General features: G+C 70.9%; 16 protein-coding genes and 1 riboswitch. Of the genes, 5 read left to right on the top strand and 11 right to left on the bottom strand.

Going from position 1 to position 15,608, the window contains the following annotated elements:
* Positions 1 to 2: 2 nt before the first annotated feature.
* A riboswitch (cobalamin riboswitch) is annotated at positions 3 to 196 on the bottom strand.
* A 58-nt stretch (positions 197 to 254) separates the two neighbouring features.
* Complete coding sequence (locus tag QWU11_RS32995) at positions 255 to 1,280, top strand: LLM class F420-dependent oxidoreductase (protein WP_290118401.1); 1,026 nt, start codon at positions 255 to 257, stop codon at positions 1,278 to 1,280.
* A gap of 142 nt (positions 1,281 to 1,422) precedes the next feature.
* On the opposite strand, the gene QWU11_RS32990 is transcribed toward QWU11_RS32995, so the two are convergent.
* Both QWU11_RS32990 and QWU11_RS32985 read right to left on the bottom strand, forming a co-directional pair.
* Positions 1,423 to 1,698 (bottom strand): DUF6504 family protein, encoded by a 276-nt coding sequence (locus QWU11_RS32990; protein ID WP_290118400.1) that lies wholly within the window; start codon positions 1,696 to 1,698, stop codon positions 1,423 to 1,425.
* Positions 1,699 to 1,845: 147 nt separating this feature from the next.
* The gene (locus tag QWU11_RS32985; protein ID WP_290118399.1) at positions 1,846 to 2,094 is read right to left on the bottom strand and encodes a hypothetical protein; all 249 of its coding nucleotides are present in this window, start codon (positions 2,092 to 2,094) and stop codon (positions 1,846 to 1,848) included.
* A 353-nt stretch (positions 2,095 to 2,447) separates the two neighbouring features.
* Between QWU11_RS32985 and QWU11_RS32980 the strand changes: the two genes are divergently transcribed.
* Positions 2,448 to 3,332: a helix-turn-helix transcriptional regulator gene (locus QWU11_RS32980; protein ID WP_290118398.1), complete on the top strand. Its 885-nt coding sequence runs from the start codon at positions 2,448 to 2,450 to the stop codon at positions 3,330 to 3,332.
* 233 nt (positions 3,333 to 3,565) lie between these two features.
* Positions 3,566 to 4,600, top strand: a complete 1,035-nt coding sequence (locus tag QWU11_RS32975; protein ID WP_290118397.1) for an alpha/beta hydrolase-fold protein — start codon at positions 3,566 to 3,568, stop codon at positions 4,598 to 4,600.
* On the opposite strand, the gene manA is transcribed toward QWU11_RS32975, so the two are convergent.
* From manA to QWU11_RS32940, 7 genes are all read right to left on the bottom strand, one after another.
* Positions 4,590 to 5,717 carry a mannose-6-phosphate isomerase, class I gene (gene manA, locus QWU11_RS32970; protein ID WP_290118396.1) on the bottom strand — a complete coding sequence of 376 codons (1,128 nt, stop codon included), beginning with the start codon at positions 5,715 to 5,717 and terminating at the stop codon, positions 4,590 to 4,592. The two genes, QWU11_RS32975 and manA, sit on opposite strands and share 11 nt — an antisense overlap.
* Before the next feature lies 1 nt (position 5,718).
* Complete coding sequence (locus QWU11_RS32965) at positions 5,719 to 6,672, bottom strand: ROK family protein (protein ID WP_290118395.1); 954 nt, start codon at positions 6,670 to 6,672, stop codon at positions 5,719 to 5,721.
* Positions 6,669 to 8,549: a cellulase family glycosylhydrolase gene (locus QWU11_RS32960; RefSeq protein WP_290118394.1), complete on the bottom strand. Its 1,881-nt coding sequence runs from the start codon at positions 8,547 to 8,549 to the stop codon at positions 6,669 to 6,671. The genes QWU11_RS32965 and QWU11_RS32960 overlap by 4 nt, the downstream gene beginning before the upstream one ends.
* A gap of 21 nt (positions 8,550 to 8,570) precedes the next feature.
* Complete coding sequence (locus QWU11_RS32955) at positions 8,571 to 9,413, bottom strand: carbohydrate ABC transporter permease (RefSeq protein WP_290118393.1); 843 nt, start codon at positions 9,411 to 9,413, stop codon at positions 8,571 to 8,573.
* Positions 9,406 to 10,374, bottom strand: a complete 969-nt coding sequence (locus QWU11_RS32950; RefSeq protein ID WP_290118392.1) for a sugar ABC transporter permease — start codon at positions 10,372 to 10,374, stop codon at positions 9,406 to 9,408. Before QWU11_RS32950 ends, QWU11_RS32955 begins: the two co-directional genes overlap by 8 nt.
* Positions 10,371 to 11,681: a sugar ABC transporter substrate-binding protein gene (locus tag QWU11_RS32945; protein WP_290118391.1), complete on the bottom strand. Its 1,311-nt coding sequence runs from the start codon at positions 11,679 to 11,681 to the stop codon at positions 10,371 to 10,373. The genes QWU11_RS32950 and QWU11_RS32945 overlap by 4 nt, the downstream gene beginning before the upstream one ends.
* A gap of 213 nt (positions 11,682 to 11,894) precedes the next feature.
* Positions 11,895 to 12,497, bottom strand: a complete 603-nt coding sequence (locus QWU11_RS32940; RefSeq protein ID WP_290118390.1) for a TetR/AcrR family transcriptional regulator — start codon at positions 12,495 to 12,497, stop codon at positions 11,895 to 11,897.
* A 65-nt stretch (positions 12,498 to 12,562) separates the two neighbouring features.
* Here QWU11_RS32940 and QWU11_RS32935 point away from each other — a divergent pair, with 65 nt between their 5' ends.
* The gene (locus tag QWU11_RS32935) at positions 12,563 to 13,105 is read left to right on the top strand and encodes a GNAT family protein (protein ID WP_290118389.1); all 543 of its coding nucleotides are present in this window, start codon (positions 12,563 to 12,565) and stop codon (positions 13,103 to 13,105) included.
* Here the strand turns inward: QWU11_RS32935 and QWU11_RS32930 are convergent.
* The gene (locus QWU11_RS32930; RefSeq protein ID WP_290118388.1) at positions 13,102 to 14,109 is read right to left on the bottom strand and encodes a LacI family DNA-binding transcriptional regulator; all 1,008 of its coding nucleotides are present in this window, start codon (positions 14,107 to 14,109) and stop codon (positions 13,102 to 13,104) included. The two genes, QWU11_RS32935 and QWU11_RS32930, sit on opposite strands and share 4 nt — an antisense overlap.
* A 121-nt stretch (positions 14,110 to 14,230) precedes the next feature.
* Between QWU11_RS32930 and QWU11_RS32925 the strand changes: the two genes are divergently transcribed.
* A complete protein-coding gene (locus tag QWU11_RS32925; protein WP_290118387.1) occupies positions 14,231 to 14,629 on the top strand; it encodes an NUDIX domain-containing protein in 399 nt (132 codons plus the stop codon).
* Here the strand turns inward: QWU11_RS32925 and QWU11_RS32920 are convergent.
* Positions 14,619 to 15,572, bottom strand: a complete 954-nt coding sequence (locus QWU11_RS32920) for a quinone oxidoreductase (RefSeq protein WP_290118386.1) — start codon at positions 15,570 to 15,572, stop codon at positions 14,619 to 14,621. The genes QWU11_RS32925 and QWU11_RS32920 overlap by 11 nt on opposite strands.
* Between the last annotated feature and the right edge of the window lie 36 nt (positions 15,573 to 15,608).

The following is a 15,608-nucleotide window of genomic DNA, read 5'->3' as shown; positions in this document are numbered from 1 at the left end:
GTAGGTGGCCTGTCATCGGCGGCCGGAGTCTCCTGGCTCCCGGATCGACACCCGTCCTCGGCCTTCCGGCTCACGCCGTGGCCGTCACTGAGGATGGGCTTCCCGGTCACAGTTGCGCGACAGCCCCGGAGTCTCACCGGGTTCCTCCGCATTACGCCAGAGCACAGCATGACATACGGCCGATCCGTGCTCGACAGGTGCGGTCTGTCGGGTTCTGCTTGAATAGAACGCGTTCTAATTCACGGGAGGCGCACATGAGGCTCGGCATCAACCTCGGCTACTGGCAGCGCGATCCCGAGGACGACACCGAGACGGTCCTCGCCGCCGAACGGCTCGGCTATGACTACGTCTTCACCGCCGAGGCGTACGGCTCCGACGCCTTCACGACGCTGACCTGGTACGGCGCGCGCACGTCGCGGATCGGGCTCGGCACGGCCGTCACCCAGATCTCGGCGCGCACCCCGGCCGCCACCGCGATGCACGCGTTGACCCTCGACGCCCTGTCCGGCGGGCGCCTCACCCTCGGGCTCGGCGCGTCCGGCCCGCAGGTGGTGGAGGGCTGGTACGGCGTGCCGTTCGCCCGGCCGCTGGCGCGCACCCGGGAGTACGTCGGCATCCTGCGCGACGTCTGGCGGCGGGCCGAGCCGGTGACCAGCGAGGGCCCGCACTATCCGCTGCCGCTGCGGAAGTACGGCCCGGAGGACGGTGTCACCGGGCTCGGCAAGCCGCTCAAGTCGATCGCCCATCCCGTACGGCCCGACATCCCGATCTACCTCGGCGCCGAGGGCCCGAAGAACGTCGCCCTGTCCGCCGAGATCGCCCAGGGCTGGCTGCCGCTGTTCGTGGACCCCTCGCTGATCGAGCCGGTCTTCGGGGAGTCGCTGGCGGGCCGGCCGGCCGGCTTCGACATCGCGGCGACGGTCACGACGATCGTCACCGACGACCTCGCCGCCGCGCTGGAGGTCGCCAAGATCCCGCTGGCGTTCTACATCGGCGGCATGGGAGCACGGGACCGCAACTTCCACCTGGATCTGATCGGGCGGCTGGGGTACGCGGAGGAGGCGGAGCGGGTCCAGGACCTGTTCCTGGAGGGCCGGCGCGAGGAGGCGATCAAGGCGGTCCCGGACGCCCTGGCGGACGCGATCTCGCTGCTGGGCCCGCTCGGCCGCATCAGGGAACGCCTGACCCTGTGGCGCGACTCCCCGGTGACCACGCTGCTCATCGCCGGCGTGAAGGACGAACCGACCCTCCGCTCGATCCGCGACTTCGTACGAGCCTGAGGAGGGGTTCGGAGACCGTCGATCCAGTACACCCGCAGCCTGGAGACGGCCTCCTCCCTGGTCGTCGTCGCGATCTCCGCCTCGTCGAGACCGACCCCGGAGATCAGCAGGTGGACGACGCCGGTACGTCGGGTGGTTGGGTTCAGTTCCAGGCGCGCGACAGCATCCAGGCCTCGCTCGCCCCGTCGTAGCGGAGTTCGTAAACGCCGATCGCCTTGTCGGGGGTCGCCTCCACCTGCCAGAACTCCCGGGCCGTGGCCTCCTCGGCCTCCGGGTTGCGGTCGCGCCACCAGTCGCGGGTGGTGACCCAGTGGTCGAGTACGCGCAGCACCGTGTAGAGCCGGCCCTCCCACACGAACCGTGACGGACGGCCGTCCACCAGCCACACCTGGACCTGGTCGCCGTACGCCCGGCTCACCCGAACACCATCGTTTCGCCCACGTGGGCCGCCCGCCTTCCGAACACCATCGCCGAGGTCACAGGCCCGGGGGAAGGCGGGCGACATCGAACATACGTTCGCACGCGGTGTTTTGGGAAGGGGGGAGCGGGTAGTGCCGCGAATTCGTCAGTGACCGAGAAAGGCGGCGATCAGCTCTGCGGCGCGTGACGGATCGGCGGTGGCGGCGCTGCCGCCTCCACCCCACAGGTACGACCAACCCCCGTCCGAGGCGGGGACGGCGAGGACCATCGTGTCGCGGCCGCCCGACGGACGGGCGACCCGGAGTATGTCACCGGCGGGGCCGACGAGCCGACTCTCCAGGCCACGCAGGCCGGCTTCGTACGACAGCGTCGCTAGGTGATGTCGTCGTGACACCGCGTACGAATCGGCGTCATCCGCCATCAAACAGCCCTTTCGGGGTTGCCAGTACGACACAAAAGGGTGAGCCGCATAGCATTGAACAGGTAAAGTGCCATGTCGTGGCAAGAGGTACTCAACCGACAACCGTGAGTGACCTCAATTTTCAGGATGACCTGCTCAAATGAGGCACGCAAGTAGTATCGGACAAAAACTCCGACCGTCTGTACCCAAGCCCGCATACTCTTTAGCATCGGACAGCATCTCGGGGCGAGCAATCCGGCGCCCTCCGCTGCCGCCGGCCGCTTCCGTCCACCGTTCCCTCTTCGTCCCCCTCTCTCCGTCCAGGCCGGTCGCCCTGGAGGTGCACGATGTCCGATTCTCAAAGTCCCACGGTCCGCCGTCGCCGCCTGGGCATGGAACTCCGCCGGCTGCGTGAGGCCTCGTCCCTCATGATCGAGGATGTCGCCAAGCACCTCGAGTGCTCGATGTCGCGCGTCAGCCGCATCGAGACCGGCAAGTCCGTCGCCCGCATCCGCGACGTCCGCGACATGCTCGACCTCTACCAGGTCGGCGACGCGACCCAGCGCGAACAGCTGCTCACCCTGGCCAAAGACGCCCAGCAGCGCGGCTGGTGGACGGAGTACGAATCCGTGCTCTCCGCGGGCCTGGACACCTACGTCGGCCTCGAGGCGTCGGCCGCCTCGATCCGTACGTTCCAGACTCATCTCGTCCCCGGCCTGCTGCAGACCGAGGAGTACAGCCGCGCACTGATCAAGGTCGGCCAGCCGACGGAGAGCGCGGCCAACATCGACCGCATGATCTCCCTGCGGCGGCGGCGCCAGGCCATGCTCGCCGACGCGGGCACGCTGGAGATGTGGGCCGTCCTCGACGAGGCCGTGCTGCGGCGCCCGATCGGCGGGCACGCGGTGATGCGGGCCCAGCTCGCCCGGCTCCTCGAGGTGGACGAGCTGCCGAGTGTCACGATCCAGGTGCTGCCCTTCACCCGCGGCGCCCATCCGGGGCTCGGCGGAGCGTTCACCATCATCGGCTTCCCCGACCCGACCGATCTCGACGTCGTCTACGTCGACTCGCCCGCGGGGAACATCTTCCTCGAGAAGGACAAGGACGTCCGCCGGCACACGACCTGGTTCGATCACCTGCGAGCCGCGGCGCTGCCACCCGACGAGTCGACCGACTTCATCGCCCTCGTGGCGGATGAGTTCAAGAAAACGTCCCCATATCCCAGGGGATGACCGTTTCCATCACGAGAGGAGCGCAGGAGATGAGTGGCGAACCCGAACTCACGGACAGCGGCTGGCGTACGAGCAGCCGAAGCTCCCAGGGCGCTGACTGTGTCGAAGTACGCGTTTTCGGCACCGAGAACGAGCATTGACGACGCTGTGACGAGCGGTCGCGGGAGAGGTCTCCCGCGACCGCTCACGCCTCTCCGGATACGGTCGGGCCGTACCCGACCGAAGGAGATCACATGCTGCCCTGGTCCGCCGACCTCGCCGGACGCGTCGACGAGCACGTGCTCACCAGCGAGCTGCTGCGCGGCAACCCGCTCGGCGACCCGCACGAGCGGCCGCTGGAGGTCTACGTCCCGCCGGGCTACGACGACGAGCCGGACCGCCGCTACCCCACGGTCTATGTGATCCAGGGCTTCACCGGCCACCTCGGCATGTGGCACAACCGGACGCCGTGGCGGCGGCCGTTCCCCGAGCTGGCCGACGAGGTCTTCGCGCGCGGCGACGCCCCGCCGGTGATCGTGGTGTACGTCGACGCCTGGACCTCGGTGGGCGGCAGCCAGTTCCTCGACTCGCCGGGCACCGGGCGCTACCACTCCTACCTGTGCGACGAGGTCGTGCCGTGGGTGGACGCGCACTACCGTACGCTGCCCGACCGCGACCACCGGGCGATCAGTGGCAAGTCCAGCGGCGGCTACGGCGCGATGGTCACGCCGATGCTCCGGCCGGACCTGTTCGGCGCGCTGGCCACACACGCGGGCGACGCCCTCTTCGACGTCTGCTACCGCGGCGACTTCCCGGACGCCGCGCGGATGCTGCGCGACTCCTACGACGGGTCGGTGGACAGGTTCCTCGCCGACTTCCGCAGCCGGATCCCCGGCACCAAGAGCACCGACCTCAAGCTCATCGAGCTGTACGGCTACGCCGCGTGCTACTCCGCCGAGGAGGACGGCACCGTACGGCTGCCCTTCGACGACACGGGCGAGGTCATCCCCGACATCTGGTCGCGCTGGCTCGCCCGCGACCCCGTGCGCATGGCGGCCGAGCCGGCCTACGGCGAGGCGCTGCGCTCGATGAAGGCGATCTGGATCGACGCCGGCACCAAGGACGAGTGGTACCTCGACTTCGGCGCGGTCGCGTTCCGGCGCGCGGCCGAGGCCGCGGGGGTCGCCGAGGACGTGATCTCCTTCGAGCTGTTCGAGGCGGGCCACGCCGGCATCGAGTACCGCTATCCGCTCGCGCTCGCCTGGCTGGCGAAGCGGCTCACTCCCTGACCGGAAGGCTCGCGCGGAACACCGTGCCGGACCCGGTCACCTCGACCGGGCCGCCACGGTGGCCGGCGAACACGGCGTCTCCCCTGCTCAGCTCGGTCTCCCGCCCGTCGCGCCGCAGCCGTACGCTCCCCTCGGCGCACAGCAGCAGCTGCGGACCGGCCGCGGGCAGGACGGGCGCCCGGGCGGCGTCCAGGCGTGACAGGCGGAACTCCGGCGCGGGCGTGGCGTAGACGTCCTCGCCGCGCACAGGACCAGTACGCCCCTCCGGCTCGACCACACCGGGCGGGCTGGGCTCGAACGACGCGACGGACAGGAGTTCGGGCACGTCGACATGCTTGGGCGTCAGCCCGGCGCGCAGGACGTTGTCCGAGCCGGCCATCAGCTCGACCCCGGTGCCGCTGAGGTAGGCGTGCGGGCGGCGCGGCGGGACGTACAGCGCCTGGCCGGGCCGCAGGCGCACCTCGTTCAGCAGCATCGCCACGATCACCCCCATGTCGCCGGGGTAACGCGCCGCCAGCGAGGCGTACGGCTCGGGCGCGACGGCGCCGGCCTCGGCCACGACGTCCTTCGGGTTCGGCCAGGTCAGCAGGGCCTCGAACGCGGCGCGCAGGTCGCCGGCGGCGAGCAGGGCGGTCACCGGGGCCAGTGCCGGGATCCGGCCGAGCAGCTCGGCGCTCTCCGCCGGGTCGCGCAGGCCGCACAGCGCGTGGAAGTCGGTCAGCGCGCAGAGGATCTCGGGCTTGGGCCAGGAGTCCTTGTAGTTGCGGGCGGGGTCGCCGGCCGGTCTCCGCTCGGCGGCGAAGCCGCGTTCGGCCTGCTCGCGGTCCGGGTGGACCTGCAGCGACAGCGGCTCGGCCACCGCGAGGACCTTGAGCAGGAACGGCAGCCGGGGGCCGAAGGCCGCGATCGACGCGGGCCCGAGAGCCGCCTCCGGGTCGGCGTCGATGAGCGCGCCCAGGGCCTGCCCGGACGGCAGCCTCGACGGCGCGGCGGGATGCGCGCCGATCCACAGCTCCGCCTGTGGCGCCTCGGTGGGGACGGGCCGGCCGAGGAAGCCGGCGAGCACGGTGTGCGAACCCCAGGCGTACTCCTGGATGGGATTGTCGAGAAGCTGCATGTCAGGCCATTTCGGGGTCGTGGACCAGGGCGGCGACGCCGAGCAGGCCGGCCTGCCCGTCGAGCTCGGACCGGACGATCTCCACCCGGCGTACGAAGGCGAGCCCGGCGTACGCGCCCATCGAGGCGGTCAGCGGGGGTTCGAGCAGGTCCCAGGCGCGTGCCACTCCGCCGCCGATCACCACGCGGTCGAGGTCGCAGAGCGCGGCGGCGGAGGCGATGCCGGCGGCCAGGGCCCGCGCGGACCGCTCGAAGGCGGCCAGGGCGACCGCGTCGCCGTCGCGGGCCGAGGCGGCGAGCGCCACTCCGGTGGGCGCAGCGCCGCTCCAGCCGTTACGGAGCGCCCAGCGGACCATCGCGGGCCCGGAGGTGATCGTCTCGACGCAGCCGTGCGCGCCGCACGGGCAGGGGTCGCCGTCGATGTCGACGATGGTGTGCCCGATATGCCCGGCGTTTCCGGTGTTCCCGGCGTACACCCGCCCGTCGAGGATCAGGCCGCCGCCGACGCCGGTCGAGACGACCATGCCGAGCATGGCGCGGACGCCGCGGCCCGCGCCGTGGTGGTACTCCCCGACCGCGCCGGCCACCGCGTCGTTCACCAGGACGACCGGGCGGCCGGCCAGCAGCGCGGCGAGCCGGTCGCGCAGCGGGAAGCCGCGCCAGGCGGGGATGTTCACCGGGCTCACGGTGCCGGCGACCGCGTCGAGCGGGCCGGCCGAGCCGATGCCCGCGCCGGACACGGCGCCGTCGCCGATCGCCTCGGTGACCACGGCGGCGAGGGCGGACCACACCGTCTCGGCGTCGCCGTCCGGCGTCGGCCGCGTCACGAGCTCGCCGAGGCGGCCGTCCGGATGGACCGGCGCGGCCGCCAGCTTGGTGCCGCCGACGTCCACGGCGAGCACGCTCACCCCGGCGGGGGCCGCTCCGGTGGGGGGCGGTTCACGTAGGTCTGTCAAGGTCGAAGCTCCAGCACGAGCACACCATACGGCTCGAGCGCGACCTCCTCTTGCGCGGGTGTTGCCTGAGGGGTGACCTTGACCTCGACGTCGGCCTGGCTGACGAGAACGGCGAACCTCGTGCCGTCGGCGCGCACGAGGACGTCCGCGGAGACCCGCGGGTCCGCGACGGTCACCGGCCGGCGTACCCCGGCGATCTCGGCGAGCGCGTCGTACAGCCGGTGGGTCGGCTCGGGGTTGACGCGCGGGGTGACCGCGGCCATGTGCTCCAGCGGATAGGTGCACAGGACGATCCAGCCGTCGCCGTGCCTGCGGCGCAGCACCGCGGGCCGCCCGTGCCCGTCGGTCGCGACGACCTCCGCCGTCGTGGGCTCGACGGGCAGGTAGGAGCGGCTGTGCGCGGTGCCGGCGGCGCGTACAGTCAGCGTGGTCCCCGAGCGCAGTGAGCCGAAGTCCGTCGTGAAGGTGAGCTGGACCAGCTCGTCCTCGATCGGGTCCGCCAGCCCGTACGTCAGCCGGTGCTCGACGCCGAACATGGCGTTCATGTGGGAGTACCAGGGACCGCGCTGCCAGCCGTGCGGGCCCGCGGAGTACGAGACGTACACCGTGGCGCCGCCCTCGGCCAGTTCCTCCAGCCGTCGCCAGCCCGGGCCGGTGAGCTGCTTGGCCGACGGGACGAGGTACAGGCGGGCGTCCGGCGCGATGCCGCCGGTCTCGCGGGTGAGCCCGACCGCCAGGTCCGCCACCCGCGCGGAGACGTACGCCTGCCGCAGCGTGCCGAACGCGTACGTACGGTCGCCGCCGACCGTGAACGGGAACCCGGCGTCGAGCACGGACGGCACGACGAGGGCCACGTCGGTCTCGGCGCGCTCGCAGGCGGCCAGGTCGATCTCGGCGAGGGTGCGCCCGAAGCGGCGCATCTCCTCCAGCGCGGGCTTGGGCGTGCCGTCGACGCGGGTCAGGCCGAAGTGCAGCTCGAACGGGTGGTGGCTGTACGGCGGCTGGTCGATGAGGTCGAAGTCGGTGTTGTTCCAGCCGAGCCAGCCGGTCGCGCCGCCGAGCAGGCTGTTGTGGAGCACCTGCCGGTAGTAGTGGGCCGCGTTGGCGTCGGAGACGAAGTCAGAGGAGCAGCCGAACTCCTCCAGCACCACCGGGCGGCCGTACGTCCCGGCGAGCTCGCAGATGAACGCCGTGTTGTAGTGCTGGCGGACCAGGTCGTCCTCCATGCGATAGACGTGCGGGCCGACGAAGTCGGTGATCGCGGCCAGGTCGCGTACGGAGAACCCGTTGTCCTCCCCGGTCACCTCGACGCCCCAGGCGCCGTCGCCGATCGAGACCGGTTCCTTCGCCCCGCCGGCGCGTACGGCCGAGACCATCAGCCGGGCCCACGCCGTGACCTGCTCGGTCGGCGCCTTTCCCCCGTAGATCGGCATCTCGTTGGTGATCAGCCACCCGGCGACCGCCGGGTGCCCGGTGTAGCGCCGGGTCATCTCCTCGGCGAACCACGCCTGCCGGTCCACCATCCACACGTCCGCGTACAGGTCGCGGCCCTCCCGCCACGCCGGGTCCCAGTTCGCCCCCGACATGTGCCCGACGATGAAGGTCGGGATGGTCTTCATGTCCCGCTCGGCGTGCGCCTCCAGGAAGTCCGCGTAGTGCCCGGCGAGCGTCTCGTCGATCCGGTCGGGCTCGGGCATGAAGTCGGGCCAGTAGTAGAAGGACCGCGTGGTGTTCAGCCCGTGCTCGCGAAGCACGTCGAGCTCCTCGCGTACGACGCGCGGGTCGTACGAACGCCACATGAGCGGCCCGCCGGTACGGGACCAGAAGTTGACGCCGAGCCACGCGGCGCCGGGCAGTTTGGCGAAGTTACGGTGCAAGGAGGTGCCTCTCAGATCAGGTCAGGACTTGACCGCGCCGGCGGTGAGGCCGTGGACGAGGAAGCGCTGCAGGCCGAGGAAGCCGATCACCACCGGCAGGCTGATCACCAGCGAGGCCGCCATCACCTGGTTCCAGTAGACGTTCGACTGGTTGGCGTACCCGCGCAGGCCCACCGCGAGCGTACGGGTCGACTCGTCGGTGAGCACGGAGGCGAACAGCACCTCGCCCCATGCGGTCATGAAGGCGTAGATGGCGACGGCGACGATGCCCGGTGCGGCGACCGGCAGCAGGACGCGGACCAGCGTACGGATCGGGCCGGCGCCGTCGACCCGTGCCGCCTCGTCCAGCTCGCGCGGGATCGTGTCGAAGTAGCCGGCGATCAGCCAGATGGAGAAGGGCAGCGCGAACGTCAGGTAGGTGATCGTCAGGCCGAGGCGGCTGCCGTACAGGACGATGCCGGTGTAGCGGTCGATGTTGACGAAGATCAGGAACAGCGGCAGCAGGAAGAGGATGCCGGGGAACATCTGCGTCGACAGCACCACGGTCATGAACGTGCCGCGGCCCGGGAACCGGTAGCGGCTGACCGCGTACCCGGTGATGATCGCGATCAGCACCGAGCAGACCGTCGCGGACAGCGAGACGACCAGGCTGTTGACGAAGTAGCGGCCGAGCGGCACGGTGCGCCACATGTCGATGAACGGCTGGATCGTCACGTGCGAGGGCAGCCAGGTGAAGGCGCCCTGGACGTCCTTCAGCGGCTTGACCGACGAGACCACCATCACGTACAGCGGCAGCACCGTGAAGATCGTCAACAGGGTGAGAACGACGCGGCGCGTCCAGCGCAGCGCGGTCGACTCATGCATGGCGCCTCCTCAACCGGCCGGTCCCGAGATACCCGAGCGTCACGACGAGCAGGAACGCCAGCAGCAGCACGGACATCGCCGAGCCGAGGCCGAAGTTCCAGGTGATGAAGGACGCGTTGTAGATGTGGATGGAGATCACGTCCGCGCTTCTCGGCGGCAGGTCGAACAGGATGTACGCGACGTTGAAGTCGTTGAACGTCCACAGGAACAGCACGAGCAGCAGCACCCGGTTGACCGGGCGCAGCAGCGGCAGCGTCACCGACCACAGCCGGCGCGCGAACCCCGCCCCGTCGATCGCCGCCGCCTCGTGCAGGTCGACGGGGACGCTCTGCAGCCCCGCGGTCAGCGTGAGGAAGGCGAACGGCCACAGCCGCCAGACGTTGATGATCACCAGCGCGGCGAAGCTGTTGCCGCCCAGCAGCCAGAACGGGTGGCCGTGGGTGACGTGCAGCTCGTCGGAGAGCACGCGGTTCACCATGCCGGTGTCGCGCTGGAACATGAACCGCCAGGTGATGACCGCGGTGAAGACCGGCAGCGCGTACGGGATGAGGAAGAGCGTGCGCAGCGTCCCGCGCCCGCGGAAGGGCCGGTCGAGCAGCACCGCGCCGGCCAACCCGAACAGCCAGGCGCCGGCGACGACGAGCACGGTGACCGCGACGGTGACGAAGAACGAGTGCAGCAGGTCCTTGCCGACCGGCCCGTTCACGTCCATCGCGACGCGGTAGTTGGTCAGGCCGCCGTACGGGGCCGCGGTCCAGTTGCGGATGAAGAACTGGGTGAGGTGCAGCAGGCTCATCCACGCGCCGACGAGCATCGGGACGACGTGGATGACCAGCTCGGCGATCAGCGCCGGCACCAGGAGGACGTAGGGCAGCGCCTTGCGGCCGCTGGGACGACGACGGCGGGGTTTCCCGGGGACGCGCGGTGGCGCGTCCCCGGGGGCGGTGATGGTGTCGCTCATCCGCCGGTCTGCATTTTTTTGTTCGCGGCGGTCAGCGCGTTCTTGATGGTCTGGTCGTCGACGGTCTTGCCCGAGGCCGCGTCCGCGATGAGCTGCTTGACCGTGTTGCCGACCAGAGTCTCGAACTGCGCCTCCTGCGGGATCATCGGCAGGGTCTCCGAGGAGTTCGCGAGGATGTCCTTGAACGTCTTGATCTCCGGCGTCTGGAACTTCGGGTCGTTGTACGCCTCCTGCACGACCGGCAGCGGGCCGAGCTGGGTGTCGAGGATCTTCTGCTCGTCGGGGCTGGTGAGGAAGTCGACCAGCTTGAGGGCGCCGTCCTTGTTCGCGCTGTTCTTGAACACCCCGATGTTGATGCCGGCGACGTGACTGCTGACCTTGCGTCCACCGGGCGGCAGGGGGCTGATCACCGGGATCGGCACGATGCCGAACTCGCCCTCTTTCATGCCGTTCTCCGCCAGGCCCTTGGGGGCGTAGCTCTGGATCATCATCATCGCGGCCTTGCCGCCGGCGAAGTCCTTGAGCATGTCGGAGTCGTTGACGTATTCGGCGTTGCTGGGGTTGACGACCTTCTGCCCGGCCATCAGGTCGACGTACTGCTTCACGCCGGCCACCATCTGCGGGGAGTCGAAGCCGGGCTGGCCGCCCTGGAAGAGCTTCGCGCCGTTCTGCGCGCCGAACATGAACGCGAAGTGCGAGCCCTCGGTGTAACTCGCGCCTTCCATGACGACGCCGTACTGCTTCTTGGCGGGGACCGTCAGCTTCTTCGCGTCGCTGACCAGGTCCTGCCAGGTCTGCGGCGGCTGGAGGTCCGCGTCGGCGAACAGCTTCTTGTTGTAGAACAGCCCGTACGCCAGGCCGTAGAGGGGCACGAACGCCGGGGGCTTGCCGGCCGCGCCGGTCGAGGTGAGCGTCGAGGGGATGAACTTCGTCTTGCCGCCGACCTTGGCGAAGGTCGCGTCGTCGAACCCCTGGAACGCGCCCGTGGCCTGCAGCGATGCCGACCAGGTGTTCCCGACGTTGACCACGTCGGGCCCCTTGCCACTGGAGGTGGCGGCGAGGATCCGGTTGAGCAGGTCCGGCCAGCCGATCACCTCGAGCTTGACCTTGATGCCGGTCTTGGCCTCGAACTTCTTCAGCTCGGGCCCGAGCACCTGCTGGTCCTGCTGGATGCTGCGCCCCTGGTTGCTCGCCCAGTAGGTGAGCGTCTTGGGCGATGACTTGTCGCCGCCACCGCTCCCGCAGGCGGCCAGGCCTGCCGCGAGCACCACGCTCGCCGCCAGCGCCGCTGTTCCGCGTGCCTTCACCTGTGTCTCCTATCAACCGTCAGTCGTGAGGCCGCCCCGACGTGAACCCCACAGGGCATCCGCGATCCGGTGAAAGCATGGGACCACTAAACCGGTTTAGCGTCAACAGCCCGTCACCGAATTGAATTATTCGAATATTTCGGCAGGCCGGACCCGGGACAAGCGGGCGGGCGGTGGCGCTCATGGGCCGGGGAGCACGCGCCTTCCGCCGAGTCAGGCCGTCGCGGGCAGGCCGCCGAGCGCGGTGAGAAAGCGGTCCAGCACCCGGGTCTGCAGGTCGGGCGGGAAGTCGTCCGGGGCGAACAACGTCTGTACGACCAGGCCGTGGGCGAAGGCGGCGGAGGTCACGGCCAGCTCCCCCGCGGCGGCCCCCGCGGGCAGTTGCCCCGCCTCCTGGGCCGCCTCGACGTGGCCCCGCAGCCGCTCGCGCCAGCGTTCGTACCGTGCCCGCTGTCGCGCCGCCAGCACCGGGTCGCCCAGCGCACCGTCCCAGAAGCTCACCCACACCCGGCTCATCGCCGTCGACTCCGGCGTCAGCGGCAGCACGTCCAAGAGCGAAGCCCGCAAGGCCTCCAGACCCCGCTCGGCCGGGACGCGGCGGTCGCGCTCGTCCGTGCGCTCCTCGGCGATCTCCAGTGCGTGGCGCAGGAGGGCGCGTTTGGTCGGGAAGTAGTGCGTGAGCAGCCCGGTCGAGGCGCCCATCTCGGCCGCGACGGCACGCAGCGTCAGGCCGCCGAAGCCGCGCGCGGCCAACACGCTCCAGACCGCCGCCGAGACGTCGCGCCTCCGGGCGTCGTGGTCACCGCGAGCCGGCATCCGGACACCTCCTCCCGGGGTTAGGGTACATAACAAACGTTGGGTACGGATCGGAGATCACGCACATGTTCGCTCACCCCCTCGCCGACGACGCGGAGCTGCGTCCGCTGGAGCCCTGGCACGCGGAGGAGTTCTCCGCCCACGCCGACCGTTCGCGCGAACACCTGGCGCCCTGGCTACCCTGGGTCGAGGTCGTCAACGACGCTGACAGCGCGCGGCGGTGGCTGCAGTCCTACGCCGACCGGCAGGCCCGCGACGAGGGGCGGCTCTACGGGATCTGGGTCGGCGGCGTGCTGTCCGGGGGCACGCTGTTCCGCGTCTTCGACACGCGCTCCCGTACGTGCGAGGTCGGCGTCTGGCTCTCACCGGAGGCGCGGGGCCGCGGCCTGATCACCACGGCGGCGCGCCACATGATCGACTGGGCGGTCGTCGAGCGCGGCATGACACGCGTGGAGTGGCGTACGTTGCCGGCCAACGAGGCGAGCAAGGCGGTGGCCCGCCGCCTCGGGATGACGCGCGAGGGCGTGCTGCGCGCGTCGTTCCCCCTCCGCGGCGGCCTCCACGACACGGAGGTCTGGGCCCTGCTCGCCGACGAGTGGACCGCCTAAGCCGGCCCGGTGCTCCCCCGCGGCGACAGCACCGGCGTCGCGTGGCACTCGCTCTCGACCGGGCGGCCCGCCGCCAGCTCCACCAGCCGCCGCGCGACCTCGGCCCCGTACGCCGCGATGTCCAGGCTCACCGCCGTCAGCGGTGGGTGGACCAGGCGGCACAGCACCGAGTCGTCCCAGGCCACGATGGACAGGCGGTCCGGAACGCGGATGTTCATCTCGGCCGCGACGGCCAGGCCCGCGACGGCCATGACGTCGTTGTCGTACACGATCGCGGTCGGCGGCTCCGGGGACGACAGCAGCCGCCGCGTCGTACGGGCGCCCGCGTCGCCGGTGTAGTCCGTGGTGCCGCCCGACGCCGTCACGCCCAGCTCCCGCGCGGCCTCCTCGAACGCCTCCTCGCGCATCACCGTGTGCCACAGCCCCGGCAGCCCGGCCACCCGCGCGATGCGGCGGTGGCCCAGCGCGACGAGGTACTCCACCACCGCGCGTACGGCCGCGCGCTCGTCGTTCCACAGCCCCGGCAGGTCGTTCAGCCCCTGCGGGCCGCCGACGACGATCGCCGGCATGCCGAGTTCGGCGAGCACCTTCGTACGCTCGTCGTCCACGCCCAGGTCGACGACGAACACCCCGTCGACGCGCCGCTCGGCCCACCAGCGGCGGTACGTCGCCTGCTGCGCGGCGGCGTCCGCGGTGACCTGGAGCAGCAGCGCGATGTCGAGGCTGGACAGCGCGCCCTCGATGCCGGAGATGAGCTGCATGAAGTACGGCTCGATGCCGAGCGTCCTCGCCGGGCGGTCGACGACGAGGCCGAGCACGCCGGCGCGCCCGCCGGACAGGGCACGCGCCGCACGGCTCGGCTGCCAGCCCATCTCCTGGGCGATGTCGAGGATGCGCGTGCGGGTCGCGTCCGACACTCCGGGACGGTCGTTCAACGCGAACGAGACCGTGCTCTTGGTGACCCCGGCCCGCTGAGCGATGTCCGCGATCGTCGGACGCTTCATGTATCCCCCATTGCCCGGCTTAACTCAACCGGTTTTGCGATAGACAATACTTTAACGCCTGAACCGGCGAATTCGCTGCTAGGGGTGGGCGCGAGCGGCGCTCGGGGGGCATTCTGGCGGCATGCGATGTGTGGGAGCGATCGTCCATGACGCCGAGGGCCGGCTGCTCGTGATCCGGCGGGGCCGGCCGCCGGGCGAGGGCCTGTGGTCCCTGCCGGGCGGCCGGGTCGAGCCGGGAGAGTCCGACGCGGAGGCCGTCGTACGCGAGCTGTCGGAGGAGACCGGCCTGCGCGTCGAGCCGGGCCGGCTGATCGGCTCGGTCGAGCGCCCCGGCCTGGACGGGGTGACGTACGACATCCACGACTACGCCGCGACGGTGATCAGCGGTGAGCTGGCCGCGGGAGACGACGCCGCCGAGGCGCGCTGGGCGACCCCGGCGGAGCTGCGCCGGCTCCCGACGACCGACGGGCTGGTGGAGGCGCTGACGGCCTGGCGCGTCCTGCCGGGCGTCAGGGGATGAGCAGCAGCTTTCCGGTCGTACGGCGTGCCGCGAGGTCCTCCTGCGCACGCGCGGCCTCGTCGAGCGGATAGCGCCCGCCGACGTGCACCGACAGGTCGCCGGCCGCGACCCAGCCGAACAGGTCCCCGGTGCGCCACCGCAGTTCCTCGCGGGTGGCGACGTAGTGGCCGAGCGTCGGCCGGGTGAGGAACAGCGAGCCGGCCACGTTGAGCCGCTGCGGGTCGACCGGCGGCACCGGGCCGCTCGCCGCGCCGTAGAGCGCCAGCATCCCCCGCGGGCGCAGCACCGACATGCTGTCGTCGAAGGTGTTCTTACCGACGCCGTCGTAGACGACGTGCACGCCGCCGGTCAGGTGCCGGACGCTCTCGGCGAAGTTCTCGTAGCGCACGACCTCGTCGGCGCCGGCGTCGCGGGCGAGCTTCTCCTTCTCGGCCGTCGAGACGGTGCCGATCACCTTTCCGCCGCGCAGCTTGATCATCTGGGTGAGCAGCAGGCCGACGCCGCCCGCCGCGGCGTGCACCAGTGCGGTGTCGCCCGGTTTGATGGCGTACGTCGAGTGGCTCAGGTAGTGCGCGGTCAGGCCCTGGAGCATCGCGGCGGCGGCCTGCTCGGGGTCGGCGTCGCCGACCGGGACGGCACGCTCGGCGGAGACGACACTGCGCTCGGCATACGCGCCCTGAAGGTCGGAGGAGACCACGATGTCGCCGATCCCGAGCCCGGTCACGCCCTCGCCGACCTCGCTGATCCGCCCCGCGCCCTCGCTGCCGGGGACGTACGGCAGCGGCCTCTCGTACGTGCCGACGCGCTCGTAGATGTCGCGGAAGTTGACGCCGCCCGCCAGCAGGTCGACCACGACCTCGCCCGGGCCCGGACGCGGGTCCTCGTAGTCGGTCGGCTTGAGTACTTCGGGTCCGCCGAACTCGGTGACGACGATCGCGCGCATGTGACCTCCTGTGAGCGGGAGTTCGATCAACATCGA

This window comes from Actinomadura sp. DC4 (assembly GCF_030406325.1).
In the GTDB taxonomy this organism is placed as follows: domain Bacteria; phylum Actinomycetota; class Actinomycetes; order Streptosporangiales; family Streptosporangiaceae; genus Actinoallomurus.
Note: the sequence above shows the minus strand (reverse complement) of the source record. Positions and strands in the feature narration are given on the sequence as shown.

What these genes read in the sequence shown, in the direction of transcription:
- QWU11_RS32935 (WP_290118389.1), top strand. Translation starts at nt 12,563, where the DNA reads ATGTTCGCTCACCCCCTCGCCGACGACGCGGAGCTGCGTCCGCTGGAG.
- QWU11_RS32995 (WP_290118401.1), top strand. Translation starts at nt 255, where the DNA reads ATGAGGCTCGGCATCAACCTCGGCTACTGGCAGCGCGATCCCGAGGAC.
- QWU11_RS32980 (WP_290118398.1), top strand. Translation starts at nt 2,448, where the DNA reads ATGTCCGATTCTCAAAGTCCCACGGTCCGCCGTCGCCGCCTGGGCATG.
- QWU11_RS32925 (WP_290118387.1), top strand. Translation starts at nt 14,231, where the DNA reads ATGCGATGTGTGGGAGCGATCGTCCATGACGCCGAGGGCCGGCTGCTC.
- manA (WP_290118396.1), bottom strand. Translation starts at nt 5,717, where the DNA reads ATGCAGCTTCTCGACAATCCCATCCAGGAGTACGCCTGGGGTTCGCAC.
- QWU11_RS32950 (WP_290118392.1), bottom strand. Translation starts at nt 10,374, where the DNA reads ATGAGCGACACCATCACCGCCCCCGGGGACGCGCCACCGCGCGTCCCC.
- QWU11_RS32940 (WP_290118390.1), bottom strand. Translation starts at nt 12,497, where the DNA reads ATGCCGGCTCGCGGTGACCACGACGCCCGGAGGCGCGACGTCTCGGCG.
- QWU11_RS32920 (WP_290118386.1), bottom strand. Translation starts at nt 15,572, where the DNA reads ATGCGCGCGATCGTCGTCACCGAGTTCGGCGGACCCGAAGTACTCAAG.
- QWU11_RS32975 (WP_290118397.1), top strand. Translation starts at nt 3,566, where the DNA reads ATGCTGCCCTGGTCCGCCGACCTCGCCGGACGCGTCGACGAGCACGTG.
- QWU11_RS32930 (WP_290118388.1), bottom strand. Translation starts at nt 14,109, where the DNA reads ATGAAGCGTCCGACGATCGCGGACATCGCTCAGCGGGCCGGGGTCACC.
- QWU11_RS32955 (WP_290118393.1), bottom strand. Translation starts at nt 9,413, where the DNA reads ATGCATGAGTCGACCGCGCTGCGCTGGACGCGCCGCGTCGTTCTCACC.